Annotated in this window: 24 protein-coding genes; 14 read left to right on the top strand and 10 right to left on the bottom strand. The window is 52.4% G+C overall.

Going from position 1 to position 25978, the window contains the following annotated elements:
• Positions 1 to 133: 133 nt before the first annotated feature.
• The 3 genes from ACW9HW_RS00955 to ACW9HW_RS00945 all read right to left on the bottom strand — a co-directional run bounded on the left by ACW9HW_RS00955 (position 134) and on the right by ACW9HW_RS00945 (position 3530).
• Positions 134 to 757: an exonuclease domain-containing protein gene (locus ACW9HW_RS00955; protein WP_457397538.1), complete on the bottom strand. Its 624-nt coding sequence runs from the start codon at positions 755 to 757 to the stop codon at positions 134 to 136.
• Positions 758 to 943: 186 nt separating this feature from the next.
• On the bottom strand, positions 944 to 2110 hold the full coding sequence (locus ACW9HW_RS00950) for a reverse transcriptase family protein (protein WP_457397535.1): 1167 nt from the start codon (positions 2108 to 2110) through the stop codon (positions 944 to 946).
• 160 nt (positions 2111 to 2270) lie between these two features.
• A complete protein-coding gene (locus ACW9HW_RS00945) occupies positions 2271 to 3530 on the bottom strand; it encodes a phosphoribosyltransferase-like protein (protein WP_457397533.1) in 1260 nt (419 codons plus the stop codon).
• A gap of 781 nt (positions 3531 to 4311) precedes the next feature.
• Here ACW9HW_RS00945 and ACW9HW_RS00940 point away from each other — a divergent pair.
• Positions 4312 to 5586, top strand: coding sequence for a hypothetical protein (locus tag ACW9HW_RS00940; RefSeq protein WP_457397531.1), 1275 nt, complete (start codon positions 4312 to 4314; stop codon positions 5584 to 5586).
• A 524-nt stretch (positions 5587 to 6110) separates the two neighbouring features.
• Here ACW9HW_RS00940 and ACW9HW_RS00935 read toward each other — a convergent pair.
• The gene (locus ACW9HW_RS00935) at positions 6111 to 6527 is read right to left on the bottom strand and encodes a hypothetical protein (protein WP_457397529.1); all 417 of its coding nucleotides are present in this window, start codon (positions 6525 to 6527) and stop codon (positions 6111 to 6113) included.
• Between the two features lie 212 nt (positions 6528 to 6739).
• On the opposite strand from ACW9HW_RS00935, the gene ACW9HW_RS00930 reads away from it, so the two are divergent.
• From ACW9HW_RS00930 to ACW9HW_RS00905, 6 genes are all read left to right on the top strand, one after another.
• Positions 6740 to 7081, top strand: a complete 342-nt coding sequence (locus tag ACW9HW_RS00930) for a hypothetical protein (RefSeq protein WP_457397527.1) — start codon at positions 6740 to 6742, stop codon at positions 7079 to 7081.
• 99 nt (positions 7082 to 7180) lie between these two features.
• Positions 7181 to 8437, top strand: a complete 1257-nt coding sequence (locus ACW9HW_RS00925) for a TolC family protein (RefSeq protein ID WP_457397526.1) — start codon at positions 7181 to 7183, stop codon at positions 8435 to 8437.
• A complete protein-coding gene (locus ACW9HW_RS00920) occupies positions 8434 to 9918 on the top strand; it encodes an efflux RND transporter periplasmic adaptor subunit (RefSeq protein ID WP_457397524.1) in 1485 nt (494 codons plus the stop codon). Before ACW9HW_RS00925 ends, ACW9HW_RS00920 begins: the two co-directional genes overlap by 4 nt.
• Positions 9915 to 13073, top strand: coding sequence for an efflux RND transporter permease subunit (locus ACW9HW_RS00915; protein ID WP_457397523.1), 3159 nt, complete (start codon positions 9915 to 9917; stop codon positions 13071 to 13073). The genes ACW9HW_RS00920 and ACW9HW_RS00915 overlap by 4 nt, the downstream gene beginning before the upstream one ends.
• Entirely contained in the window at positions 13070 to 13417 is a 348-nt protein-coding gene (locus ACW9HW_RS00910; protein WP_457397522.1) for a copper-binding protein, read from the top strand. Before ACW9HW_RS00915 ends, ACW9HW_RS00910 begins: the two co-directional genes overlap by 4 nt.
• Positions 13418 to 13833: 416 nt before the next feature.
• Positions 13834 to 14100: a hypothetical protein gene (locus ACW9HW_RS00905; RefSeq protein WP_457397520.1), complete on the top strand. Its 267-nt coding sequence runs from the start codon at positions 13834 to 13836 to the stop codon at positions 14098 to 14100.
• Positions 14101 to 14563: 463 nt separating this feature from the next.
• On the opposite strand, the gene ACW9HW_RS00900 is transcribed toward ACW9HW_RS00905, so the two are convergent.
• Complete coding sequence (locus ACW9HW_RS00900) at positions 14564 to 15736, bottom strand: hypothetical protein (protein ID WP_457397519.1); 1173 nt, start codon at positions 15734 to 15736, stop codon at positions 14564 to 14566.
• A 475-nt stretch (positions 15737 to 16211) separates the two neighbouring features.
• On the opposite strand from ACW9HW_RS00900, the gene ACW9HW_RS00895 reads away from it, so the two are divergent.
• Complete coding sequence (locus tag ACW9HW_RS00895; protein WP_457397517.1) at positions 16212 to 16559, top strand: hypothetical protein; 348 nt, start codon at positions 16212 to 16214, stop codon at positions 16557 to 16559.
• A 62-nt stretch (positions 16560 to 16621) separates the two neighbouring features.
• On the opposite strand, the gene ACW9HW_RS00890 is transcribed toward ACW9HW_RS00895, so the two are convergent.
• The 3 genes from ACW9HW_RS00890 to ACW9HW_RS00880 form a co-directional block, all read right to left on the bottom strand.
• Positions 16622 to 16981 carry a hypothetical protein gene (locus tag ACW9HW_RS00890; protein WP_457397515.1) on the bottom strand — a complete coding sequence of 120 codons (360 nt, stop codon included), beginning with the start codon at positions 16979 to 16981 and terminating at the stop codon, positions 16622 to 16624.
• A gap of 262 nt (positions 16982 to 17243) precedes the next feature.
• Positions 17244 to 17435, bottom strand: a complete 192-nt coding sequence (locus tag ACW9HW_RS00885) for an antitoxin Xre/MbcA/ParS toxin-binding domain-containing protein (RefSeq protein ID WP_457397513.1) — start codon at positions 17433 to 17435, stop codon at positions 17244 to 17246.
• 36 nt (positions 17436 to 17471) lie between these two features.
• Positions 17472 to 17990, bottom strand: a complete 519-nt coding sequence (locus ACW9HW_RS00880) for a hypothetical protein (protein ID WP_457397511.1) — start codon at positions 17988 to 17990, stop codon at positions 17472 to 17474.
• A 129-nt stretch (positions 17991 to 18119) separates the two neighbouring features.
• Here ACW9HW_RS00880 and ACW9HW_RS00875 point away from each other — a divergent pair, with 129 nt between their 5' ends.
• Positions 18120 to 18428, top strand: a complete 309-nt coding sequence (locus tag ACW9HW_RS00875) for a helix-turn-helix domain-containing protein (protein ID WP_457397509.1) — start codon at positions 18120 to 18122, stop codon at positions 18426 to 18428.
• Between the two features lie 123 nt (positions 18429 to 18551).
• On the opposite strand, the gene pdxR is transcribed toward ACW9HW_RS00875, so the two are convergent.
• On the bottom strand, positions 18552 to 19955 hold the full coding sequence (gene pdxR, locus ACW9HW_RS00870) for a MocR-like pyridoxine biosynthesis transcription factor PdxR (protein ID WP_457397508.1): 1404 nt from the start codon (positions 19953 to 19955) through the stop codon (positions 18552 to 18554).
• A 94-nt stretch (positions 19956 to 20049) separates the two neighbouring features.
• Between pdxR and ACW9HW_RS00865 the strand changes: the two genes are divergently transcribed.
• The 3 genes from ACW9HW_RS00865 (at position 20050) to gcvH (ending at position 22827) form a co-directional block, all read left to right on the top strand.
• Positions 20050 to 20508, top strand: coding sequence for a GNAT family N-acetyltransferase (locus tag ACW9HW_RS00865; protein ID WP_457397506.1), 459 nt, complete (start codon positions 20050 to 20052; stop codon positions 20506 to 20508).
• A gap of 116 nt (positions 20509 to 20624) precedes the next feature.
• Positions 20625 to 21713: a hypothetical protein gene (locus ACW9HW_RS00860; protein ID WP_457397505.1), complete on the top strand. Its 1089-nt coding sequence runs from the start codon at positions 20625 to 20627 to the stop codon at positions 21711 to 21713.
• A gap of 727 nt (positions 21714 to 22440) precedes the next feature.
• Entirely contained in the window at positions 22441 to 22827 is a 387-nt protein-coding gene (gene gcvH / locus ACW9HW_RS00855; protein WP_457397504.1) for a glycine cleavage system protein GcvH, read from the top strand.
• A 497-nt stretch (positions 22828 to 23324) separates the two neighbouring features.
• Here gcvH and ACW9HW_RS00850 read toward each other — a convergent pair whose 3' ends face one another.
• Complete coding sequence (locus ACW9HW_RS00850) at positions 23325 to 24287, bottom strand: LysR family transcriptional regulator (protein ID WP_457397502.1); 963 nt, start codon at positions 24285 to 24287, stop codon at positions 23325 to 23327.
• 211 nt (positions 24288 to 24498) lie between these two features.
• Here ACW9HW_RS00850 and ACW9HW_RS00845 point away from each other — a divergent pair, with 211 nt between their 5' ends.
• Both ACW9HW_RS00845 and ACW9HW_RS00840 read left to right on the top strand, forming a co-directional pair.
• A complete protein-coding gene (locus tag ACW9HW_RS00845) occupies positions 24499 to 25176 on the top strand; it encodes a carboxymuconolactone decarboxylase family protein (protein ID WP_457397501.1) in 678 nt (225 codons plus the stop codon).
• 79 nt (positions 25177 to 25255) lie between these two features.
• The gene (locus ACW9HW_RS00840; protein ID WP_457397499.1) at positions 25256 to 25831 is read left to right on the top strand and encodes a carboxymuconolactone decarboxylase family protein; all 576 of its coding nucleotides are present in this window, start codon (positions 25256 to 25258) and stop codon (positions 25829 to 25831) included.
• Positions 25832 to 25978: the final 147 nt, after the last annotated feature.

Genomic DNA, 25978 nt, shown 5'->3' with positions numbered 1-25978 from the left:
GTGTGACCCGCTGAGTGTCGTGGGTGTGAGCCATGGTCACGTGGTTGTAAGGTGGCTACTGGCTCAGGTCCATCACAAGCAGATCGGCGCTGGGTCCCTTTCGATTAGGAGGGGCCTCTCCGCATTTTTTCCCTTACCGACCCAGCATGTGGATTGCCACGTTTGCCAGATTGCGGGCGTCGTCTATGCCACGGTGGTAGGTGCCTTCCCATTCAAGCCCTAGCATCTCCACGGCTGGCTGCAGACCCAGTGCGCGGCAGTCGAAGACCTTCCAGTGCCATTTCTTCAGGTTGGTGTGCAGCATCCCTTTGAGCATCGGCTCGCGATTTAAACGCCAGGCGTCCTGCTGAAGTTGCTTGTAGTCGTAGTCGCCCCACGAACACCAAGTTGAGTTGGGATAGGCTTCTAGAAATGTATCCAGCATCAGAGCGACCCCAGCATACCCAGGGGCAGTGTCAACGTCGCTTTGCGTGATCGTCGTTAACTCTCGGCAAAAGTCGGTAAGCACAGGGTGCAGGATAGGCCGTACAAAGCTCTGAAATTCGTCGACCACCCGAAGCGATGACAGGTCGATCACAGCCAAGCCGATCTCAATCGTTTCCATGTCCTCGCGTTGCACGATCAACTGACGTGGCAGTTCTCCGGGCTTGGCGTCTTCATCGCACGTAGCCTCAAGATCAATGCATAGTAGGTAATTGTAAGGGTGTAAAACCTCCCTTAGCGCTCCTAAATGCTGGGGCTTACGAACAGGAACCATGCTCAGCTCTAATCATTTGATTGATGAAAAATATCCAACTTCTTGTTGGCTATCACGAAAATTATCCGATGCCGGTGCTGGTTGTCCACCAGCCTGCTCACTTTGACAGTGCTCTGGGGCGGGGGTTTCAACACAGGTTGTCGATGATGATGGAGGACGTGGCCTTAGGAATGAAGCAATGGGAGTCTAGGGAAAAATGACATGGTCGAGCTGAAGTGTTTTGCAGATGGCTTTAAGCCGAGAGCCTTGTTCCTTGCCCCAATCGCGCTCGATACTGAACCCGTAGGCGATTTTTCCGCTGACATGGTTGATCAGCCCCTGAAGCGATTGAAATCCTCGACGCTTGGCATGGATCATGGCGTCGATCTCGGGGTGGGCCAAATAGTAGAGGTGATCACTGACGTACTTCTTGTAGGTTTTGGGAAGTCTAGGCTTGTCGTCGTCGACCAGCAAACCCAGCACGATCTTGCGGGCACCTGGCGTGACGATCTTCGTCTTGGCGGTGTTCAGCCAGAACCCTTGCTCAATCAGGCATTCGTTGATCGCGTTGATGTGTTGGGTCGCCTGTGATCGTTCAAATTTCCTTTTTGATGAGAACACGAGGTCGTCCGCATACCGGGAGTAGACCAGCTCATTCTCAGAGGCATAGTCCTGCAGATTTTCATCCAGCGATTGCATGATCAGATTGGCGATTCTCGGAGAGGTGGCCGCCCCTTGAGGTAGATGGCCTATGCGAGGATCTGCAGGGTAAGGGAGGCCTGATGGGAGACTGTTGTTGCCAAATCTGCGGTCTGGGTTGCCTTTGAATCGGATTCGGGTGCAGAGCCTGGAAAGCTCAAACGCCACCAACGGTTGATACCCGAATGATCTGAAGAGCTCGTAAACTTGAGGCTCCAGGATCGACTCGAAGAAGTTGGTGAGATCAAGCTTGATCAGCCAGTTCGCCCCACAATGAAGTTCGGCTGCCTCCAGTACCCCGTGACGTTTGTCATAGGCGTAGCTGGCTTCGTGCGGTTCCACTCTCGACAAGATGTGGGTGTTGATCCATCGCTGAACCTGGAGTAAGTCCTCACTGGGTGCACATATCCATCTGAACCGATCCAGGCTGTGCCCCGCATTCTGCTTTCGAAGCTTGAAGACGTTATACGCCTCTGTCTTATAGGTTCGGCTGATCGTTCGATGTAAAAAAGGATAGGGAACGCTTGCCAGATGCGCGAGGTGATTCAGGGTGAGGATGGGTGGGCAGCCATGTTTCATCTGCTTTGCCGTCTTCACGGCATTTTGCAGGATGGCCTCAGGAACGCCAGCCTGGCGTCCTGCTTTCAAATAGGGCTGAGAGCTCCAGCGATTCATCTACCTTTAGATTCCGCCCTGGCGGATGGAAGCCTTCTGGCGCCAGACTTCGATAGCGAACACCATAAGGCTACCACCCTCCAGTAGGCGTGAGATCGTTCGACGGCAAGCATAGTTTGCTCCCAAAACGCCCGCGCAACGCGCGGGATACTAGATTCCGCTACTGCGGAGCCCTCAGCTGGCCTGGATAATACGAAGCGAAGGGGTCGGGGGCCACAAAAACTTTTCGTCCTTCTCGACGTAGACGCCGGATGGCCTTATGTCCTGCCAGGGTCAACGCTCCCGTTGTAGTGAGCCAGCCCCTTGAGATGGCGCGGTCTTTTGCGCTGATGAGTGTGTCCAAGGACAGTGGCAGTACTCGGCGTAGCTGCGCAAAGCGTCGTTTTCCCTGCGAATGGGCAAGGAGAATGATAATGGCGGATTTGTTCTGATCGCTTGATTTCAGGAAGCGAGGCGACTTTGAGATTTCCGCAAGATTTAGCTCATCCAGTGCATTGAGGGCCACCTTGGTCACGTCGACCTGGGTCGACTGCCAAAGGATTTCAGTGACACGCTTGGGAAAGAGCGGGGCCCACTTCTTTGATCCTTTGGATTTCTCCGAAACGAAAATGGCCGGCATATTGTTCGGCGCTCCGTGCTCGAAGGCCAACAGGGCTGCTGTGTTTTTCCAGCCCAATGGGTTTTTGCTGTGGGCGCCATATTTTTTGCACAGATCGACCATGTCATCCAGGTCTCCATGAAAGCTGTTGTGCAGAGTAGGGCACTCTGTCACGACCCGAACTTTGGGGGAGAACCTGTGGCGCTCAACTTTCTCGATGCCTTGCTTGGAACCGCTGTAAGCCAACACCCAAAATTTTATAAATTTTCCGGAGTGCCAGCTTCTAATGGAGGCCACATTCCACATGGCATCAAGCATATTTGAAGCTCGATCTCCGCTGCCAATGAAGTCAGTGAGAATGACGAAATGCCTGACCTTTGATTCTCTGACGTTATCCGCAGCGGGCTGTAGCAAAAAGCGCGTAGGGTTGGAGCGACACAGCGTATTGGCTATCGAGGCTACTAAGGCTTCACTTCCGATGTCTTGCGTTTTATAGGTGAGCGACTGGACTGCATGCATCGCTGCGCCGCGAGCACGCATGTGTTTCTTTTTGGATCTGGGGTTGTAGGTCTTGACTGCTTTGTAGAGGGGCGGTGGGAGATCGGCTGTTGTGGATTGCAGTTCTCGTTCAATGAATAAAGCTGAAGTCGATTTTGGGGGGAGTTTGCTTTTGATTAAGTTGAACAGGCTCTGCTTGAACTCGTTCAAGGGGCAGTAGGTAACCGAGTCGAGCAGCTTCATCGCTAGCTGGCGATCAGCAGATCGGTTATCGAACTGGCTAAGCCAAAGTTTTGTTTTTTCTTGCTCCTTCAATGGCTGCACGGTGCTAGTCCCTTCGTCTTGCTCGTGGCAAATAGGTATTCAGGGGCACTTATCAATGCAGTGGCTTCCCTTCCCTTGAGAGCATTCAGGTCGCAGACAGAGGCTCTGCATTTCGAATGGGTCCCGGTCAGCATAGTGGGGGTGGATCGCTTGTGCAGTCCAGCGATTTTCAGGCGGTACGCAGGGGCGTGAGAGTCGCTGATGGAGCCAATGAATTCAGACGCTCAATTGCTGCTAGCGTTGCCGGATTCGCTACTGGATCTAAGGCTACTGCAGGAAGCTTGGCGCTCGCCGCCGATTCCGTTGAGTCGTCTTGAGGATACGTTTCGTAGTTGGAATTGATGTGATCGATCCACGTCGAGGTAGGCTGCGCGACTGCACGGACATGCCCACATATTTGCACTTGACCTAACTCGTCATTTGCATCCGATTTGACCAGCAAAATTCGTCGCAATAATCGGCAAGGAGCGACCCGAAGCGGACGTTCGTGAGTGGTGCATACTGGCCAGAAGAAGACGTTAAAAGCGTCTGCGCATGCCTCTTCGCTCACTGCCCCTCTACTCGTACCGTCATGATTGATATACATAGCGAAGCTGAAACCTAGAAGACTTGTCATATTCAATAGGTTTGCATACCGTTACCTCGGAGACAGTTCTGGCAACGCCGCTCTGTAGCGGGGCCTCAAGCTAACATTCGCCCCCACAGAATAGCGCCCCTGCATCGCCCTCTATATCGGCTTATCACTAACGGATTGCCACCTCGCTCAAAGAAGGAGCTTGCTTTGAACCTCATTCTGCTCGGAGTTTGCGCAAGTGCTCTACTGTGCGCCTTGACCTTTGCTGCTTATCGCATGGGGCAGAGGCGTCACGCTGCCGGCATCGCTCAGACCCCACAGCCGAGTTCAGCCATATTCCCAAAGCAAGAGCAAAATGGTTGCGAAGTTGCACTTGTCGATGAGGACGGCGCGATAGTCATACAGAGCAGCGAGATCCGCAGCATCCCCAGCCGCGCTCATAGGCTTGATGCGTCCGACAGTGCGCAACATCGTTTACGACACCTAGCATCCGACCTATTCAAGGGCGCCACTGGCATTCCCAACAAGACCGTTGAACTGGTGTTCAAACAGGATATCCACCAGGGCTTGGCGGACGGCACTTACACCCTGATGAAGACAAAGTCCGGCGAAGTGCTGGCAGACGCAGTCGACTCGTCCGGCACCATCGTTGGTAAGGGGCGTGTCATCCAAGGTGGCAAAGTCCGCCAGCTTGCATCCGGCGCGTTTCAGTTAGTTAGCATCGCCGTTGCGCAATCCCACCTAGCGGATATCGAGCGCAGTTTAGGGAGCATTAAGAGCTCCGTTGCCGAACTCCTAAGCAGACAGGAAAATGAGGACAAGGCGAGGATCTCCGGGGCGATTGACTACATTCAGGAAATCGCCGGGCACATGAAGCAGCTTCGTACCCCTGACGAACTTTCGCAGCAGAAGTGCAACGCCATCGAAGGTGTAATCCGGGACTTTTATACTTGGCGAAACAAACTGCATGAAGACCTGACTACCCTGATTGACCAGATCGCTAGTCTCAAGGACCAGGATAGTTTCGGCACCGGTGGAACCTATAACGCTCTGAAAGAGCAAGTGGAAAAGGTCAAACCGCTGCTTAGACGTCGTGAACTACTACTGCAGATCGCAAGCGTGACAAACTTCATTACGGCTTACCTCGACCCAACTCAGAGTCAGTTTTCCAGAGCCCAGCTAGATGATGGCGCGTGGGTTCGGCTGGTGGAAGAGTTCAAAGCCACGGTGGTGGAGAAGTCTGCAGAGCACCTGTCCAGCGCCCTGTTCAACAGCAATGAAATTCTCTCGTTGCGCAAGGCACAGATTCAAGGATTGGCATCCGAACATTCGGCCTTGGCCATCGAGCAACAAAACGGCTACGAACAAATGATGCGCAACCTGAACCAGAACATCCACAAGCTGATGGGTATAGATGGCAACATTCGCATCGCGATCACATTTGACGAGCGAGGAGAGATTAAGGACTCGGCCATCATCTGATGACAGCCTTTATCCAGACACCCCACCACGCTTTTGCTTCTTCGCAAAGTATTATAGCGCCACGCAAGTGTGCTCCTTGACCAAGCAGTTCCTGTTTGGGTCAGGGCAGCGCATGAAGCTGTGTATCGCGAGCGATTGTCGGGGCTTCGTTCATACTCGATTGTCAGCAGCATGAGGTCGGCATTAGCGTACCTTGGCCTGATCGAAAGATGAGGGCGTGCAAACTTTTGTGCAACGGGAGTTAGAGGGCTGCGGCACCGGTTTCACAAAGAATGACTGCACCACATGTTGCGCAGACCAAGCTACCAAAGTGGCCGTTTTGGGTCGTTCTATGCCGGCCATTGCCACGAAGCCTTTTGATCAAAATCCGATGTAATTGATGGTCAGGTCGAACGCAAGTGGGTGGTCAAAAGGAGTTCAATTTCGTATATGCGCCACATTTCCCCTTGATCATCTCCTGCCTGCACGAAACTCTCGTGCAATGCTGGATCAGGGGCTCCCAATCGTGTGTGTTCAAACCAAACTCAATCAATCTTGCTGCTCCCTCTATGCGCCGCAAGGTGTTGCATATCTCGTGTCCAACATCGAAGAAACCGACGCCAGTCGCTTGCATAACTTCCTTGCGGCAGCCGTGAAGAGAGCGCGCTCGCTGCTTCAAACCTCGCGTGCCATGGTTGCGGGATGTGCTGGTCGATCACGATAACGAAAAGGTGGCCATCGCTTCCTTGGAGCTCTGTTTCTGGAACACGCTCGCGCAATTCTTCGACCGTCATCGAATAGGCGTTACCGATCGAGTTTTCGAGATCCTGGTGCTCTATGTCTTTAAGCTCTGCGAGCAACGGTTTTGCCTCCTCAGAACCAGGGCGTAATCGTTCGAGCGCCCAGAGAAGCCTGCGTCGTTGATTCTCGCGCAGCCACAAAGTCTTCAGGTCGGTTTGCATCGGTGTTTCCTTAACACGGTATGCGTGGCTAGTTCGCGGATCGAGTAGCCTTCGCTATAGTCCATGGATTGACGCATGAATAGTTTGGCATTTGTTACGTAATGCTGGCTTAATTCCTGTTCGTTCTTATCGCTTACAACGGCGCCTAACGACGGGTTGCTGATGACACGTTTCCCATTGAAAGAACTTTTTCAGCGACTACGCTTCGGCCCATGAAACGCTATCTGCGGTTTTGCCTCATCTTCGTGATAAGCCTGGCGCTTCCCCTCAGCGGGATGGCGGGCGTCCAGGCACCGACAGAACCGTGCCCAATGAAGACGATGGGCATGGTGATGATGGATGACATGGGGATGGACTGCTGCAACGACATGAAAAGCCCTGTCGAGCATGGCAAACCTTGCAAGCCGGGCCAGGAGTGCAAGTCGGGCGGCATGTTGCAAGTCTCGGTCTTCAAGCCGCCTGTCACTGTGTTCAGCCCCATAGTGCGTTCCTTCATCAGCGATTCCCTGCCTGTTCAGACCCCGTCCGGGGTATGGCGACCACCCCGCGTTTGATGCCTGTCCCACATTGAGCCTCATTCCGCGTTAGCGGGATGGACTAGCTGTGCGCATGTCTTTTGACGCGTGCAGTGGATGATCACAGGAATCGTAAACATGAACTCCAAGTGCTATTGCACAGGCTGGACCCTTGTGGCCGGTCTGGCGGCAAGCGTACTGGCATTGCCGAGCCTCGCTGGCGCATTGACGCTCGATGAAGCCCTGCGTCTGGCCGAAAACAATGCGCCGTCGCTGACCGCACAAGACGCCAAAATCCAAGCTGCCAGCAATGCAGCTATTCCATCCGGTGAACTACCAGACCCCAAGTTACTGCTGGGTGTGCAGAACTACCCCGTGGGTGGTCCGGATCGCTGGAGCATCGACCAGGACTTCATGACCATGCAAATGGTCGGAGTCAGGCAAGAGATGCCGAACGGCGACAAACGCAAAGCACGCATTGAGGTGGCCGATGCGGCCATTGATCGTGCTGCTGCGGAACGTCGAGTCGAACGGCTGAAGGTGCGCCAGTCCACGGCATTGGCCTGGATCAGCAGCTACTCGGTTGAGCGTAAAGATGCGCTATTCCAGGACTTTTACAAAGAAAACCGCCTTCTGAGCGATGCCGTCCGGGCCCAGATTGCAGGTGGCCGTGCTCAGCCCGCCGACGCGGTCACACCCAAGCAAGAAGCAATTCAACTGGCGGAGCAGCAAGACGACCTGGTTCTCCAGAGAGCTCAGGCCCGAGCAGCTCTCAAGCGCTGGATTGGTCCCGCCGCCAACGACAAGCCTGTGGGCAGCCTGCCTGAATGGCCCGTCGATACCTCCAGTTACGCCCATAAACTACAACACCATCCAGAACTGGCAGCGTTTGCGCCAATGGCCCGCGAAGCGCAAGCCAAAGTTAATGAAGCCGTGTCGGAGAAGCAGTCGGACTGGAGCTGGGAAGTGGATTACCAGCATCGCGGCCGCGAGTTTGGCGACATGGTCAGCGTGCAATTTTCCTGGGATTTACCGCTGTTTCCCGACTCTCGCCAAAATCCCAAAATCGCAGCCAAACAGGCTGAACTCAGCCAGCTTGAGGCCGAGCGGGAAGCCCTGTCACGCGAGCACACTCAGCAACTGGAGAACGAACTGGCTGACTATGAGCGCCTGAATCGTGCCGTACGCCGAAACCAGGAAAGTCTGTTACCGCTGGCCAAGGAAAAGGTCGACCTCAGCATGGCCAGTTACCGTGCCGGCAAAGGCGATTTAAACGCCGTTGTTGCGGCCCGACGTGAACTCATCGAGGCCCGCCTAAAACAGATCGACGTGGAAGAGCAGCGAGCACTGACCAGCGCGCGGCTGTATTTTGCTTATGGGGAGTCCAGCCAATGATCCTTAAAAAATGGAACGGGGCATTACTGGTAGGCATCTCGCTGGGATTGGGTGTTGCCGGTGGTTACTGGTTGGCACATCAGCGTATGAGCGGAGTACCCAGTACCCCACAGGAGCAGAGCCTCAATTCATCGGACGGACGCAAAGCTCTGTATTGGTACGACCCCATGTACCCGCAGCAAAAATTCGATAAGCCGGGTAAATCCCCCTTCATGGACATGCAGCTGGTTCCTCAATACTCCAGCGGCGCAGGGGACCGTACGAGCGTCAACATCGACCCGAGTCTGACCCAGAATCTCGGGCTGCGTTTTGCGACCGTCACCCGTGGAATCTTTGATTCCAGCCTCGATGTGTCAGGTGTCTTGGGGTTCAATGAGCGGGATGTCGCGGTGATTCAGGCCCGTACCTCGGGCTTTGTGGAGCGGGTCTATGCTCATGCACCCGGCGATGTGCTCAAAGCCAATGCGGCATTAGTGGATATTCTGGTGCCGGAATGGGCTGCTGCCCAGACAGAGTTTCTTGCGCTGAGGCTCAATGAAGATGCTGAATTGATGGCTGCGGCTCGACAACGACTGCTGCTCACGGGGATGCCGGCAACACTGATTACTCAGGTAGAGCGAAGTGGCAAAGTCCAGCCCTACCTGACGCTCACCAGCCCTATTGGTGGTGTGCTGCAAGAGTTGAACGTACGCGCGGGTATGACGGTGGCGACGGGTGACACTTTGGCACGCGTTAATGGCTTGAGCAGTGTCTGGCTAGCCGTGGCCGTTCCAGAGTCGGATGCCGGATCGATCACGGTGGGGCAGAGTGTGGAAGCGCGTCTGCCAGCCTTCCCAGGGACAACGCTCAGTGGCAAGGTGAGCGCGATTTTGCCCGAGACCAATCCGGACAGCCGCACCCTTCGCGTACGTGTCGAGTTACCCAATCCGGACGGACGCCTCAGGCCGGGTTTGACGGCGCAGGTACACCTGAGCCGCTCGACCGAGCAAAGTGTGTTGTGGGTGCCCAGCGAAGCCGTCATTCGCACAGGTCGACGTGCCCTGGTGATGCTCGCCGAAAACGCCGGTCGCTATCGTCCCGTGGAGGTGCAACTCGGGCAGGAAAGCGATGGAAAAACGGCGATATTGAAAGGTCTGGAGGAAGGCCAGAAAGTCGTTACGTCTGGCCAGTTCCTGCTCGACTCAGAGGCCAGCCTCAAGGGCATCGTCGCAAGCTCAGAGGAGGAGTCACCCTCCAGCACGGCAGTCTCCAGCTTTCATGAAGCGGATGGACAGATCGTTGAGATCACCGACAAAGAAGTCACGCTGGCCCATGGTCCCTTCAAGACACTCGGCATGCCTGGCATGACGATGACATTCCCACTCGCCAATCCGGTGCTGATGCAGGGTCTCAAAGCGGGTGACAAGGTCCGGGTCGCGGTGAGCCAGACTGACGATGGCTTGCGTGTTGAACGCCTGGATAAATCGGGGAGCCAGCCATGATTGCTGCCCTGATTCGTTGGTCAGTAGCCAACCGATTCCTGGTGCTACTGGCTACGCTGTTCGTCACGGCTTGGGGCGTCTGGTCGGTGCAGAGCACGCCCATCGATGCGCTACCAGATCTCTCTGATGTTCAGGTGATCATCCGTACCCCTTATCCAGGACAAGCGCCGCAGATTGTCGAGAACCAGGTGACCTATCCGTTGGCCACCACCATGCTCTCAGTACCAGGCGCCAAGACGGTGCGTGGCTATTCCTTCTTCGGTGACAGCTTCGTTTACGTGCTGTTCGAAGACGGCACTGACTTGTACTGGGCTCGCTCGCGGGTTTTGGAGTACCTGAGCCAAATACAAAGTCGGTTGCCGGCCAGCGCCAAGCCGGCGCTGGGGCCAGATGCGACGGGCGTGGGCTGGATCTATCAGTACGCACTGGTAGATCGCAGTGGCGGACATGATCTGGCGCAGCTACGCGCTCTTCAGGACTGGTTCCTCAAGTTCGAACTCAAAACCCTGCCCAACGTGGCGGAGGTGGCCACAGTGGGGGGCATGGTCAAGCAATATCAGGTGCAGCTTGATCCGCTCAAACTGGCCAGCCTCGGTATCACTCAGGCTGAGGTGACCGAGGCTATCGGCAAGGCCAATCAGGAAACCGGTGGTGCCGTGCTGGAGATGGCAGAGACCGAGTTCATCGTGCGGGCTTCCGGCTACCTGAAGACGCTCAATGACTTTCGGGCGATCCCGCTCAAGCTCGGTTCAGGAGGAGTGCCTGTAACCCTTGGCGATGTCGCCACCATTCAGTTGGGGCCGGAAATGCGGCGTGGCATCACCGAACTCGACGGCGAAGGCGAGACCGTCGGCGGCGTGGTGATTTTGCGCAGCGGCAAGAATGCTCGCGAGACCATTGCAGCGGTCAAGACCAAGCTCGACGAACTGAAAAGCAGTCTGCCGGCTGGTGTGGAAATCGTCACCACCTACGACCGCAGCAAGCTGATCGACCGCGCTGTGGAAAATCTCAGCCACAAGCTAATCGAAGAGTTCATCGTCGTCGCGTTGGTGTGTGGGATCTTCCTATGGCACCTGCGCTCATCCCTGGTGGCGATTATCTCCTTGCCGGTTGGCGTGTTGATTGCCTTCATCGTCATGCGTTACCAGGGCATCAACGCCAACATCATGTCCTTGGGCGGAATAGCCATCGCCATCGGCGCCATGGTCGATGCTGCCGTGGTGATGATCGAGAACGCCCACAAGAAGATAGAGGCTTGGCACGCGGCTAATCCGGGGGAAGAACTGAAGGGTGAGCGTCATTGGCATGTAATGACCGAAGCGGCGGCAGAGGTAGGTCCGGCACTGTTCTTCTGTTTGTTGATCATCACCCTGTCGTTCATTCCGGTATTCACGCTGGAAGCTCAGGAAGGACGGCTGTTCGGCCCGTTGGCTTTCACCAAGACCTACGCCATGGCCGCAGCGGCGGGATTGTCAGTGACCTTGGTGCCAGTGTTGATGGGTTACTGGATTCGGGGGCGAATTCCTAGTGAACAACAGAACCCGTTGAACCGTTGGTTGATCCGGATCTATCAGCCTGCCCTGGAGGCAGTCTTGCGTCGACCCAAAATCACACTGCTTGTAGCGTTGCTGGTCTTTGTCAGTGCGTTGTGGCCAATGTCTCGCTTGGGTGGTGAGTTTCTTCCGCCGCTGGACGAGGGTGATCTGCTCTACATGCCTTCGGCTTTGCCAGGCTTGTCGGCACAGAAAGCAGCGCAATTACTGCAACAAACCGACCGCTTGATCAAGACGGTTCCGGAGGTCGAACACGTCTTCGGTAAAGCCGGTCGTGCTGAATCAGCCACCGACCCGGCGCCACTGGAAATGTTCGAAACCACGATCCAGTTCAAGCCACATGAGCAATGGCGTGCAGGTATGACCCAAGAAAAACTGGTGGAAGAATTGGATCGAGTGGTACGAGTCCCGGGGCTAACCAATATCTGGATACCGCCGATTCGCAACCGTATCGACATGCTGGCCACAGGTATCAAAAGTCCCATCGGTGTGAAAGTTGCCGGGACTAACCTGACGGAGATCGATGCCGCAACCCAGGCTATCGAGCGTGTGGCCAAGGGCGTACCCGGTGTCAGTTCGGCTTTGGCCGAGCGCCTGACCGGTGGTCGCTATATCGATGTAGACATCGACCGCAAAGTCGCCGCCCGTTACGGAATGAATATCGCAGATGTGCAATCCATCGTGGCCGGTGCTATCGGGGGTGAAAACGTTGGGGAAACCATTGAAGGGCTCGCACGCTTCCCGATCAACGTGCGCTACCCACGGGAGTGGCGTGACTCGGTCGGCGCTCTGGAGCAATTGCCGATCTATACCCCGTTGGGTAGTCAGATCACCCTCGGCACGGTAGCGAAGGTCAAGCTCACGGACGGTCCACCGATGCTCAAGAGCGAGAACGCACGACCTTCGGGCTGGGTGTACATCGATGTGCGGGGGAGGGACATCGCCTCGGTGGTCGCCGATCTGCGTCAGGTAGTCAGTGAACAGGTCAAGTTGCAGCCTGGTATGAGCCTGAGTTACTCAGGGCAGTTCGAATTTCTGGAACGAGCCAACGCACGCCTCAAGCTGGTGGTACCTGCCACGCTGCTGATCATCTTCGTATTGCTCTACCTGACGTTCGCCCGCTTTGATGAGGCCCTGCTGATCATGACCACTCTGCCATTCGCACTGACTGGCGGAGCATGGTTCCTCTATATGTTGGGATTCAACCTGTCGGTCGCCACCGGGGTCGGCTTTATCGCCTTGGCGGGTGTCTCTGCCGAGTTCGGCGTGATCATGCTGCTCTATCTGAAGAACGCCTGGGCGGAACGTGAAGACCTCGGCGACAGCACTGAACGCGGTCTGGTCGCGGCGATTCGTGAAGGCGCTGTGCAGCGCGTTCGACCCAAGGCCATGACCGTGGCCGTCATCATTGCCGGTCTGTTACCCATTCTTTTGGGTAGTGGTACCGGCAGTGAGGTGATGAGCCGCATTGCCGCGCCTATGGTCGGTGGCATGGTCACGGCTCCCTTGCTTTCCCTGTTTGTCATTCCGGCTGCCTATTGCCTGATGCGTCGCCGGCACCTCATTGTTAACCCCATCAAGCCACAAGGAACATTTGTATGAAACTGACTCTGATTGCCGTTGCAAGCACTGCATTTGCACTATCGCTTTCTGCTCAAGCGGAGGACATGCCGGGCATGAAAATGGACAGTATGGAGGGCATGCAGATGGAGCAGAAAGCCCAGGATTCCGTCGCCAACGCCGAGGGAACGATTAAGTCTACGGACACTGTGAAGCACACGGTGACCATTGCCCACGGGGCTGTCCCGTCCGTGCAATGGCCGCCGATGACCATGGCTTTTGCTGCATCGGAAGACCAGCTTAAAGGCCTGACCGCTGGCGACCGCGTTTCGTTTTCGTTTCGGGTAGAGGGTGGTAGAGCCACCATTGTGTCCATCAGTAAATAGAGCAATGGAAGTGACCGGGATGCTTTCTGATGCCGGTCACTATTGGTTAATTCACTCAATGGAAAAAGAGGAAAGTCTAGAGGATGTCCGAAGAACCGCTCTTGGCTGTGCTGTTTGTCGATTGCTACCGCCTACCATCTAGTATCGACAGTTTTCGCAAATTGACTTCCCTCAAATCGCTGACGCCTGCCTTCTCGACGGCATCACTTTCGAGGCTGAGAACCTTGAACCGGTGAAAACCCCACAGCGCACGGGCTTCGACGCGAGGCGAGTTATGTCCGCCTGGAGCTAGAACCCGCCAATCCAGCAAGGGATTGAACGAATTCTTTGAATTGCTCATTGTTTAATAGAGACCATTGAGCGACAGCTTCTGGCTGCTGCTATCGAAGCATTGTTTAGTAAAACGAGAGGTCGCAATGGACGAGTCGAACGAATCGAACGAATCGAACAAGCATCTGGAACAGATCCGACAATCGACCATCTTTCGCTGGGCTCAAGCGATGCAATGGTTCGGCCTGATAACATTTTTGTTAGCTGTGGGCCTTGCGTTGTTTACCGACCTCCCGCAGTCCATCAACGGTATAACGCTCATTGCCATATTGGGTATGCTAGGGCTGCTTTCTCTGGTACCAGCAAGGTTCATTCTTACGGTCTACTTGATGACTCCTTCGAAAAAAAAATAAGCCCGCCTTGACCGAAGTGCACATAGGTGAGGTCCAGATTAGCTCATCAGTCGCCCAAGAGAAGTCACAGAAACAGTAAGCCCTGAAGCCGGAGGGGGGCGGAAGGTCTGTTTCCTTCCACCGCTTACATTCAGTGCGGCTAATATTCAGTTATGACACAGATCTGGCTATTCTTGAGCGCCCGCTTACAGCCGATAGCTGGCCCTTACGAAAGGCTGCGATCGACTTAAAGATGAACCTCGTTTCGGCTCGCCAGACGACCGGAAAGACGTTCTGTAAATGGAACGCTATTTATGCCCGCCGGCTTGTACGACGAATTCGGTTCCTTGGGGGAAGCAGTGCTGTGATGGTAGTGCGCCAGAGCAAGCTTCCCGCTCCACGAGAGTTTTTGCTCGATGAGCGAATATTCTAAAAGGTGTTTTTACGCGTGTATCTCATGTCGCCCTCTGTCGAGGAGGAAAGTTTAGGCGTTATTTGGTTGCGGCTCGACCTCGCTCGACTTTTTGGCTTGTCCCGTGGCTTCAGACTTTCTCGGCAGGCGAATCGCCGTGCTTTTTTTGGTGACAACACAGTATGGCGACTTTTCAGGCCAGTCCTTAAGCTCAGTTTTGATGAGTTTGATCGGACAAAGCAACAACACATCTCCGAAAGAAAAAAGCGGAAATGCTGAGATCACTGGTTGCTCGCGCACGGACTCTACCGGGCCCCACATCTCAGAGTCGAAGACTTCCGTGGCGTAGTTTTCAGTCAACATAAACTTTGCTTCGGATTGGTCGCGGACTTTCATAATGGATGCGGCTGCATTGACAATGGTTAAGGAACCGCCGGGTGAAGCGCCGATGACGATCACCAGTATCACCAATGTCACCGCGGCGCATTGCAAAATCCGTTTCAATGTATCGGCCTTGCTTGCGTACAGAACAACCACAGGGATCAGCGTCACACCGGCGGAAAATATCGATATGAGCATGAGCTTGATGACGGCTTCTGGTGTGTCTTCGCCCGTGTAGGCTTTTAGAATGAGGCTGACGGGGAATACGGCAGATACAACGCTGGATACCAGGACGAACACCAGCATTAGCAAAAGAAGTGCTCGTGCTGCCTTGCTATTTGCATTTCCTGGTGCTGCCGATGTTGCGCATAAATCCACGGCCAATCTGAATTTTGAGTTCTTGCGCAGCGCCCAAATAGTGACCGTGATGTAGAGCACCACACATCCCAGCTTTTCATAATCATTCAGCTCTGGCCCTTTAAAAATCACGGCGACCAGCGCGGCTATTCCGAGCAAAACCGGCCAGAACAACAGTTTGGCCATGTAAGGTTGGGTCGTTGGACTGTCTTTGAATAGCGATACGGATAGACCAAACAATATGCTGGTTGTCATGAGGATCAATAGGTAGGCGGCAGCCACGACCGCCAGGAAAACCAACCACATGACCAGATCAGATGGTGATTCAAGTACCCCCGACATCAGATCAGGCCGGCCTATGGCATTTGTGTAAGTCCGGATTGTGTAGACCTCCAAAAGGATGCCAAGCACACCAAAGAGTGCAGTCACCTGAACCCAGTAGTCGCGAATCCAGTTAAGATTTTTTTCCAGTGATTGTCGAAAGGTTGGGTGATTCACTTCGGTCACGTTCTACGTCCTGGCAAGATAAGAGGGCGATGAGGGGCACCTGGTGTTGACGTTCCTGAGGCTAAGAGCTGCCCAGTCGTAAGCCTGATAAGGGCTTATATCGCCTTCAATTTTTTTTGCTTTAAGAAAAATTATTTTGTTTCGCCCCCTTGAAAAAAATTTTGCGCGACGGATCTCTATATTTGAGGACAACAAAAAAGCAACGATCTCAGCGCTCCATCCTCCACCGATCCTGCTGGGGAAACGGTGCTGGTTTTTGCTTTTGCAGTGCTCCTGCTTCTGATCTTTTTCTTGCGGTATATCCTGCTGACGCTGACGTATGGACTGCCCTCTGGGCATAGCAAAATCGGCACTGTGCGGCGCAAGCCGCTGCTTTCAGGTTTGATTTCAAAAAACTGGCGTTTTTTTTGAAAAAATACCCGTGCCGGACAACCACGACTGACAAGAGACAGCGCGATAGGGGCTGGAAAGCGTTATGAACAGGGGTTTGGAATCCAATGTCTGGCGAATGGCGCAGCAGCAATGTGCTGGACCTGCATTCCTTCAGCTGATTGAAGATGCCGTCAGCCGTTACAAGAGAGTTCCAGGATTTGATTTATCCGAGCGACTGCACGCGTCTGACATCGGTTTGACTGGCATTGAGGTCTTGCGCGATGTACTCGAACGCCACGGACTCTTTTCGGGCCCTCCAGGTACCTACGTCGAAATCAGGTCTCGTCTGAGAGCACATTTGAGTTATCAGCTTCAATGGCACCTCGTGAGCGCTGGTCAGGCTACCGATGAAATGAAGGAGGATCAGTTAGGTCGAGATATTGGGTTGTAGGCCGGGACTATCAATCGATGCGCAAGAGAGGTCGGTTGAGCATTCGCTTTTACATCATGAAATTACATCCCTAAATCGAGTTGCATGCGCCATTCGAGTAATTCTAGAGGTAGTGCGTCCAAGGGCAGAGCTTGGACGATACCTCGCAGCAGATTGCTGGAATGGCAATGAAGTACTGCCACTTTAGTTGGATCATCTCTCGAGAATTCCAATTCTGCTCCTGCCAATCGCTGCCCCCTGCGTAGCGCTTTTAGCGCTTCCTCGCCAAGCCATTCAAGGTGTAGAAAACCATACATGTTAACGGCGCGAGTTTTTACATAGCCTTTTAGCCGTTCAACCACCAACTGCTCTAGAGCGTGGCTCCCCAGAGTAGCCACTGCCCGTTTCCAAAGCTGTCCTTCGAGGCTGGTCGTGATCTTCATGCATATCCCTGAATGACGATATGAGGGCTCGTATCCTGGCCAAAACCTACTGGCCAGAATCTGTAGCAGGCAGCGTACCGGAGTCCTCCAAGTGTGATTGCAGCCCTGTGCGCAACTCCAACAGCGCGTCTCGCACTCGAGCGTCCTCGCGCGAATCACCCGAGCTCGGTTTGAATTCTTCGGCGTGCCGGAGCAATGCTTCAGCATCATTTCTGTTGAGATCAAAAACAATCATGTTAGGTCCGGGGGGGAGCACGTGATGTCAGCAGGTGAATCCGTGACTGAGTTTTTCAAGCTCAGCCTTTACGAGTTCGTATCCCTCTTCAGTCTGAGCTAGCTCTAGTGGCGTGCTGCCTCCGAGAGCGATTTTCGGTTGATTCAACCAGATGTCGGCCTTCACCTTGTTGCCAAAGACCGCCTCGGCTTGATGTTTGATCAACTCTACGTACTTCATTGTGGGCTCTTACCAGGTTCGCTGGTGATTGCGGTCTCAGCCTGCGACGGTGGTGGGGGCTGCTGCCTTGGCGCAATATTCGCGAAACGCCTTGACGCCTCGCTTGATGATCAATATTGGCTTAATCATGTAGCGGTAAGCGACAAACAGGTTGAGTGCGAGCCAACCCATTTGGTACGTCGAGCCATGGAAGCCTCCATGGTGTGAACTGCTCTGCCAAAATCCGTAGGCGATGAATATTGTAAAAATTGCGACCGCCAGGGGAAGGATGCTGAGCCTTCCCATGGACACGATCATAAAGGGGGTAGTGACAACCGATCGAACCGGCTCACCTTCAATTTGAATAGCCCAGATTCTGTTGACGTGATCTTTGCCAGGTTGATAGGTCGCCCTGACAGGCTTTCCCACATCTATGTGGGCATCCAGAACATCCGGGATTTCGAGCGTTTCAAGCTTTCTGCCGTCTACTTTCCAGTAGTGGTAACTAACCATATCACCACCCATTCCTCTCGACTTTTCGTTAAGCCGGCCATCTACGATTTTCATTTCCTGCATTGAGAAAAACCTCTCCCTAGCGATTCGATGGGTGTGATGTCAAAACGACGTTATCGGTCGAATCCTAAGTAAGTCTTAGTAAGTGGTCAATCAAAATCTAAGATTCTCTTAGCCTTTCGGCGAAGCGAAATGACCACGTTTAGCAAGCGACTGAAAGAGGCTCGAAAGGCGGCAGGTCTGTCTCAGGAGCGTCTAGGAATAGAGGCAGGAATCGAACCTGCGTCAGCTTCAGCCCGCCTCAATCAGTATGAGAGGGGGGTTCATTCGCCGGGTGAGGGCACGGCGAAGCAGATCGCCGATACGTTGGGGTTACCTCTTGCGTGGTTTTACTGCGAGGACGATGAGACCGCGCACTTGCTGGAATGTTTTCATCTGCTGAAGGGAGATGATCGTAAAAAGGTGATCAACCTTGTAGAAAAACTGGCGGTTTCCGGCTGAGATGTATTCGGATGACACACATCTACCAACGCTTCGGGTGAGCGAAGTTTGCGAGCTGTTGCCGAAAAAATAGATGCCAGATTAACTGTGCAAGTCAGATTGAGAGGATGTCTCGTTCCTTACTCAAATCGGAAACACCCCAGCCAGGCGCTTTGTGAACTCCATTGCTTGTTCCTTGCTACTCACATTGGTAAACCCCAAAAGCAAGCCTTGTTCAACCTCTGAGGTGAGGTACCAATCGGAAAGCGCATGCAAACGCAATCCAACGCTCTTTGCCTTTGCAACGATTTCGCGATCGTTCATACCCTGGGTGAGGCGAACCAGCAGATGCATACCTCCAACCTGATGATCGATCGATACCTTGGGTCCAAGATTTGTTTGCAACGCCTCAACCAGCAGCTGCCGTCGGCTGGAATACAAGTGGCGCATCTTTTTCAGATGGCGGCCGAAATGGCCGTCCTCGATAAACTTGGCAGTCGTTGCTTGCCACAGGTGAGGACAATGACTCTGCATCTTGTCGGCCATTTCGGTGAAACGAGGAATTAGCGTCTCGGGCACCACCAAATACGAAAGCCTTAACCCGGGCATTAATACCTTGCTGAACGTGCCGCAATACAAAACCCTGCCTTGAGTGTCCAAGCTTTTTAAGGCCGGTAGAGGACGACCGTGATAGCGATATTCACTGTCGTAGTCATCCTCAATAATCCAACTGCCTCGACTGCTTGCCCACTCCAGCAATGCCTGACGGCGAGGCATCGATAGTGGAACACACAGCGGGCTTTGATGGGTGGGGGTGACAACCGCAAAGCGTGCGTTGGTAGCTCGTTGAAGGCCTGCTTCAACAATCATACCGTTAACATCCACAGGGACAGGCACCAGGGTTGCTCCTGCCTCTCGAAGAAAATCGCGGGCCGCAAAATATCCAGGATCTTCGATCCAGCACTGGTCCCCCTGTTGCAGCAAACTACGGCAGATCAAATCAAGACAGGCACGATATCCGGCCACGATGAAAATCTGCTCCGGCAAGCATGCAATTCCGCGAGAAACACCCAAGTAGCTCGCGACCGCCGTGCGCAATGATGAGAGCCCTCTTGCATCCGGGTAGATCAAGCCTTCCAATCGCGCGTTACGCAGCGTGTGAGAGGCCAGTCGATTCCAGAGTCTGCAAGGAAAGGCATCCAGTGCAGGCAAGCCTATTTGCAAGGGCAATGGCATTTCACCGGAATGAATTAATGAGCTTTGAAGCTTTACCTCGGGTACCGATTGCTCAGGGGCTGGCACGGGTTTAAGCAGAGGTGACACCACCGTTCCCGCAGGGCCGCGTGCAACCAGATAACCCTCGCTGATCAGCAACTGATAGGCGATTTCAATGGTCCCCCGCGCAAGATTCAGCTCAGAGGCCAGCGCTCGTATTGAGGGAACACGATCGCCAGGCTTCAGGCGACCGTCGGAGATCGACTGGCGAAACCGCCAATAGATCTGTCGATAAAGAGGGGCATCTGATGCTTCTGGTACGAGATTCTCCATCGTCATGTCCTAGTTACTTTGAGATTTTTTGTCTCTATAGGGTAAGTCATGAACGCTTTACGATGTGTTCATTTTCAATGAAGGCGATTCCCTGATGGATACTGAAGTAATCAAGCAACTAACAGACGATTCAGAATTCGAGGCAGGCTTTGAGCTCATGCGACAGCTACGCCCGCATTTGAAAAGCGTGAAGTCGTTTTCTCAGCAAATGAACCGTCAGATGCATCAGGGGTATCGGTTACTAGGGTTATGGAAGGACAAAAAACTGACAGGCCTGATCGGTTATCGCTTATCCGAGAACCTGCTTTATGGGCACCACATCTATGTGGATGATCTAGTCGTGGACTCAGCGGTACGTCATTCAGGGCACGGAAGCGTTCTTCTAAATAAGGCTCGCGAAGAAGCTAGACACCATGGCTGTTCATACCTAGTACTCGATACCGGGTTGGACAAACCGCTTGCTCAGCGATTCTATTTTCGCGAGGGCATGTTAGCCAAAGGGGTGCACTTCGTGCAGTCGATGGAAACGCTTCAAATGTCAGTAAGCCAGTAGGTTGGTTGGCATCAACTCGAACTGGGCGCATAGCAGCTATCGATGTTCGAAAGTTTTTTCCACGGTCTGATCAATTCGCTGGAACAGACAGCTGTTCCGAAGCAGGAGAGCTAACGATGCTCGACACCAAAAGAGTAGACACTTCAGTTCCCAAATTGCTTAACGTGCAAGCTATACCTGTTGAGGGCACTGTATGGGTTCCAGCAGTAACTGCGGCAATCTATCCTTGGATCCTTGACGCGTTTCACTGGGTTGTCACACCAGTGTCTAACGGAGGCTCGGATACGCAAATCTCGACAGCCTCGACCCTGCTGGCGGCACTGTTGCTGCTGGCCGCATTTGCAGTACCTCTGATAAATCTAATGATTGCCAGTCGTCCACAGCTGTCCACTTCCCTTACGGCAGCTCACATCCGGGCACGTCGCTTCGCGTTATTGGCAGTTACTGCACCCACGGTTTACGTGTTATTTGGTGTGCTCACCTATATGGCGGGCAGTACGATTCCTGACACGTGGATCTGGACGCCGGCCTGGTTGCTGTTTGGGTACTGGGTTTCTAGGGCATCTGCATCTGCATCTGCACCTGTTACATCGCATCGATATTTGCCATCAGGACATCTGCGTGTGACACATGGTGTCACCGGTGCAATCGTAGCTGTTTATGTGTTGTTTCATATATTCAACCACCTGTTCGGCCTCATCAGTCCAGAGGCTCACGGGGCTGTCATGGACGTTGGACGAAAGGTTTATCGAGCGGCAGCAATCGAACCGTTGTTGGTAGCAGCCATGCTGTTTCAAATAGCCACCGGACTGCGACTGGCATGGACGTGGAGCGAGACATCCATAGATCGCTATCGGGTATTCCAGATCGCATCCGGGGTGTTTATGTCGGTGTTCATCCTGGGCCATATGAACTCCGTGTTTGTGTTCGCTCGAAGCTTTCTCAAAATACCAACCGACTGGGCTTTCGCTACAGGGCTACCTACCGGACTAATCCATGACCCCTGGAATATCCGCCTGGTGCCGCACTACTCGCTTGGGGTGTTCCTGGTGCTCGCACATCTGTGCTCGGGACTGCGCGTTGTGATGTTGGCACACAATGTTAACCGGTCGACTGCCAATCGGACCTGGTGGGTAGGTACCGTGTTAAGTGCATTGGTTTCGGCGGCCATAATGTGTGGCATGACCGGACTTCGGCTGGCGTAGACCTGTACACAGTTTTGTCCAGCCATTGTTAGGGATGTCGTGAAGAAGGCTTCCCGATTTGAGGAAAAGCTGCAATTTCAGCGATCGAGTTTCCTGGTCAAGCAAATGACCTCCGTCGACGCCGAGTATGCTGACAAGCGCGGGCTAACCTGCAAGGAGCAGTTTTTGATAGATGCATCGGTTAGCCACAGCCTGATATTGCACATAGACCTGAAGTAGATCCCATCTGACGATCTGGCGTCGCTCCGCAGTCCACGAGAACTTACCTTTGGCGAGCTGCATCACGTGATTCAAGCCATGACGGGACGGTCGACAATCATCTGCTTGAGTTTGAAATAGCAGCTAAAAATACGGGCTTCCGACCCTGAGGACCGCACAGGGCTTCGAGAAGCTCACAGGACGTCGGTCAAAACGCTGTTCGTTTAAAAGTCATTTGATTATTTCTACGACTCTAGTGACAGCGGAAGTCGCTGAAGCAAAGCCGAAAAAAGGCTACGCGCGATCACAGGCCCTCAATTGCCGTATGGCATTGAAGGTGTCGATCCTTGCCCACCTGAAGGCAATGGGGGGCAACGGAGAATCTGGATTTTCTGGAGGTCATGGCAAACTCTAAGCTTTCAGAAAACGACAGGTTTTCGAAAGAAAACGGTTGCTCAATCCGCTAGCGTGAATTGAAGGAGAGGCCTGGCCTAAAACGGCACCCAATGTTCGAAACTAAGGGGTTTATATGAGCAATATCCCATCCAAGCTGCGCTTTGCTTTGAGTCATGAGTGGGCTCGTCTCGAAAGGGATGGAACCGTTACCGTTGGAATTTCTAAATATGCTCAGGACCTGTTGGGAGATATTGTCGCGATCGAACTGCCGATTGTAGGTAAGACCTATGACGCAGGTGATCAGGCGGCGGTTGTGGAATCGACAAAAACGGCTTCAGATATACATTGCCCAATTTCAGGAGCAATTGCGGCCATCAACACTGAGTTGGCAGATAACCCAGCTGAGCTAAACGGATTACCTTATGAACAATGGCTTTTTAAGGTCTACCCTGATGACGTTGTGGAGATGAGCTTATTACTATCAGCAGACGACTATGCTCGTGTAGTAGTAGGTGAGTAGAAGACTGGCTTAATAATTTATGAGGGTCAAGCAGAGGCTGGTGTTTGAGTTGTCGTTGTTTTACTGTGAATGTTATATCGATCTAAAGATTATAATTGTTGGTTTGTATTGTTTGGTGATCGATGATATGCCAACGCAAGTGTCATCCTCTGCTGCTTGAAAATGAGTACATCTGAGGGTTTTGATTTGATTGTTTTTGCTGTTTGTGTTGGTTGAGCAAGAAGTGGGAAGTGGGGTGATGTGTGAGTTTCTTGACTTGCGATTCGGCTGAGATAGCAGGAGAAATTCGATGGGGTTGGTCTGAGACTTTTGAATGAGTGATTATTTTTAAGATTTTAAGAATTGTTAGCGCGATTTTAATGCGGCGAGCTCCAATGTATTTATCGAGGCGATTACGCCTGATGATCGATTTTCTTTGCTCCTTTTTAGTGAGAACATGAGTGGATAGTGCGTAGCTGTATTTCATCCTGAAATGATGATCCAGTTACACTTATAGGCTATACGCCTGGGTATTCAGGTATAGAAGTTTTCATTCCTGCCCTTAATCTATCTTTATCACCGAGCAAAACAGCTCTTAAGCGCGGCACAACAAAGTCAAAAAAGCTACGAGTTTTAACCGGTAAAGGTATCTGGCCGGCGTGGACTAAGTTGACAGGTATAGGCGTGGGTTCAAACTCACGAAGAACTAGCCGCAATTTTTGCTGTTCGACAGCATGTGCAATTTGATAAGACAAAACATGAGTTAAGCCGACATTCGCGATAGCCGCATCAATAGCTGCTTCGGCAGTGTTTACTGAGAGGCGAGGTTTTACCATTACGGTGAGTAGATCAGTTGGTGTGGAGGCCCGAGAAAAACTCCACATCGGACCGGCAGGCAATCCTTCGAAATTGACACATGAATGATCTGTGAGCTCACTAGGATGTATGGGTTTTCCGTGACTTGCTAAATATTCAGGGCTCGCGCAAACCACCCGGCAGACAGTTCCAACTTGGGTGGCCACCATACTGCTATCTGGTAATCTGCCCACTCGTACGGCGGCATCGATATGATCATCAACAAGATGCATTGTTTTGTCAGTTAAAATCAGTCGGGTATTAATTTGAGGAAATGAGGCTAAAAATTCATTGATGATTGGTAAAAGATGAAGGCGTCCAAAGACAACAGGCGCTGTAACAACCAACTCACCGCGAGGAGTTGAGTATTCGCCAGTTGCCAAACGCTCTGCCTCAGTCACCTGATCAAGAATCTGCTTACAAGACTCAAGGTAAGTCAATCCAGCGTCAGTAAGAGTCAGGTTACGAGTAGAGCGTATTAATAGCCGAACCCCTAAATGTTCTTCTAAAGCCGCAAGCTTTCTACTGACTGTTGGTAATGGAACAGAAAGCTTGCGGCTAGCAGCAGAGAAGCTCCCGGCTTCCACAGTTGCTATCAAGATGGACATCGCTTCAAAACGATCCATTTTGTTAATCCTCTTTGGAATACATACATTCGGCTTTGCTTGTCAAGCTATCAGTCACTTTAATGTAGGTAGTGGTGTGGTTTGATTTATGCGGATTTCGGGATAATCGCGTGTTTTGGTAAAAAACTAAGCTGAAAGAATTGAACAGGTTTCGCTATCCAGGAGTTTTACCAAAAAGCCTTTTAGTAGTTCTTGTTTGTATGGATACATGGTGCTTCTATCCATCACTTGCGTCAATTGCCTTGAGCTCTCATTTTTTGAAAAGGTTGTTCTTGAAATACACCAGTTATCACTGAATATTTTGATCTTTAAGATAGGCGGACAAAACCATGGCTCTCCAGAGGCAGCAAATATGTCACGCATTGAAATTCCAAGTCGGGAAAACACACCACCTGAGACTCACGAGACGTTGGACGCGATTGGAAAGCGTCTGGGCTTTTTTCCTAATTTATACCGGTTGACAGCGATTAGCCCAAAAACTCTCGCAGCGTTAGTGGCACTGCAGACTCCGCTGATGAAAGCTTTGGACTTGAAAACACGCGAGCGGATTGCACTTATTGTTTCTGAAGTCAACGGATGCTCCTACTGTGTGGCTGCGCATACATTTGTTGGATTAAATCTGGCGAAAGACAGCCCTGATGAAATCGCATTAGCGAGAAAAGGTCAGTCTAGTAATCCAAAAACCCAAGCCATTCTTCAATTCGCAGAGCGAGTCGCGGAAATGCGTGGGCATGTAAGTGAAGACGAGATTACTTGTGTGCGAGAAGCGGGCTTTTCTGATGCTGAAATCATCGAGGTCATTGGCTTGGTAATACAGTTTAGCTTCACGAATTATATAAATAATGTATTTGATACGGATATCGATTTTCCGACGGACACTCTAGTGTAGGTAAAAAAACTGTCTAGGGCGGTAGCGAAAAATATTAATATTGATTCGCTACCGTCAAGTCTTCTGCTGAGGCGCAATTATGACCCGTACAATAATCCCTACACGTGACAGCGCAAGTGAGAAAGCGCAACCTATATTTAATTCTGTTTATAAAAAATTAGGGTTTGTTCCCAATGTACTGCGTTTGACTTCACTGTCACCCAGCGCTCTCACAGCTTTAGACAGCATGCAGAAGTCACTGAGTGAAAGCTTCGACGCGAGATTTCGTGCGAGCGTAGCGCTCGCAGTGTCTGAGGTAAATTCATGCCTGTACTGTTTGGCAGCGCATACCTATATAGGTATGAACTTTGGAAAGGTTGCACCAAGTGAGTTATCGCTTGCCCGGCGTGGCATGTCTGGTGACCGGAAATTGGCAGCAGCGGGTCGATTTGTAAAGGAGGTTGTTAATTCTCGCGGACATGTAACTGAGGCGGAGTTAATACACATTCGTGAAGCAGGTTTCACCGATGAGGAAGTACTGTCCATCATCGGCTTGAGTGTTCAATTTATGTTTACTAATTACATTAATAATGTGTTTAACACAAAGATTGATTTTCCGAAAGTGCATATGCTGGATGAAGTTAACAAGGATTTAATGGGATTTTCTTATCCGTGATGTAATTAACGACACATTGTAGCATTGCCTAATGTTTTCTATGTGCTTGCAATTTTGCCATGCTAGGCGCAGTCAGTAACAACTGATCACTGGGATAGTTTGAAGCTCATCAGTTGTGAAGAATTTCTTTGTTTTCAAGGATTTGTG

The organism is Pseudomonas sp. SDO5532_S415, from assembly GCF_054071155.1.
Note: the sequence above shows the minus strand (reverse complement) of the source record. Positions and strands in the feature narration are given on the sequence as shown.

Coding starts and splice junctions, on each gene's coding strand:
- ACW9HW_RS00955 (WP_457397538.1), bottom strand. CDS start 757: ATGGTTCCTGTTCGTAAGCCCCAGCATTTAGGAGCGCTAAGGGAGGTT.
- ACW9HW_RS00950 (WP_457397535.1), bottom strand. CDS start 2,110: ATGAATCGCTGGAGCTCTCAGCCCTATTTGAAAGCAGGACGCCAGGCT.
- ACW9HW_RS00935 (WP_457397529.1), bottom strand. CDS start 6,527: ATGCAAACCGACCTGAAGACTTTGTGGCTGCGCGAGAATCAACGACGC.
- ACW9HW_RS00930 (WP_457397527.1), top strand. CDS start 6,740: ATGAAACGCTATCTGCGGTTTTGCCTCATCTTCGTGATAAGCCTGGCG.
- ACW9HW_RS00925 (WP_457397526.1), top strand. CDS start 7,181: ATGAACTCCAAGTGCTATTGCACAGGCTGGACCCTTGTGGCCGGTCTG.
- ACW9HW_RS00920 (WP_457397524.1), top strand. CDS start 8,434: ATGATCCTTAAAAAATGGAACGGGGCATTACTGGTAGGCATCTCGCTG.
- ACW9HW_RS00915 (WP_457397523.1), top strand. CDS start 9,915: ATGATTGCTGCCCTGATTCGTTGGTCAGTAGCCAACCGATTCCTGGTG.
- ACW9HW_RS00910 (WP_457397522.1), top strand. CDS start 13,070: ATGAAACTGACTCTGATTGCCGTTGCAAGCACTGCATTTGCACTATCG.
- ACW9HW_RS00905 (WP_457397520.1), top strand. CDS start 13,834: ATGGACGAGTCGAACGAATCGAACGAATCGAACAAGCATCTGGAACAG.
- ACW9HW_RS00895 (WP_457397517.1), top strand. CDS start 16,212: ATGAACAGGGGTTTGGAATCCAATGTCTGGCGAATGGCGCAGCAGCAA.
- ACW9HW_RS00890 (WP_457397515.1), bottom strand. CDS start 16,981: ATGAAGATCACGACCAGCCTCGAAGGACAGCTTTGGAAACGGGCAGTG.
- ACW9HW_RS00885 (WP_457397513.1), bottom strand. CDS start 17,435: ATGAAGTACGTAGAGTTGATCAAACATCAAGCCGAGGCGGTCTTTGGC.
- ACW9HW_RS00880 (WP_457397511.1), bottom strand. CDS start 17,990: ATGCAGGAAATGAAAATCGTAGATGGCCGGCTTAACGAAAAGTCGAGA.
- ACW9HW_RS00875 (WP_457397509.1), top strand. CDS start 18,120: ATGACCACGTTTAGCAAGCGACTGAAAGAGGCTCGAAAGGCGGCAGGT.
- pdxR (WP_457397508.1), bottom strand. CDS start 19,955: ATGGAGAATCTCGTACCAGAAGCATCAGATGCCCCTCTTTATCGACAG.
- ACW9HW_RS00865 (WP_457397506.1), top strand. CDS start 20,050: ATGGATACTGAAGTAATCAAGCAACTAACAGACGATTCAGAATTCGAG.
- ACW9HW_RS00860 (WP_457397505.1), top strand. CDS start 20,625: ATGCTCGACACCAAAAGAGTAGACACTTCAGTTCCCAAATTGCTTAAC.
- gcvH (WP_457397504.1), top strand. CDS start 22,441: ATGAGCAATATCCCATCCAAGCTGCGCTTTGCTTTGAGTCATGAGTGG.
- ACW9HW_RS00850 (WP_457397502.1), bottom strand. CDS start 24,287: ATGGATCGTTTTGAAGCGATGTCCATCTTGATAGCAACTGTGGAAGCC.
- ACW9HW_RS00840 (WP_457397499.1), top strand. CDS start 25,256: ATGACCCGTACAATAATCCCTACACGTGACAGCGCAAGTGAGAAAGCG.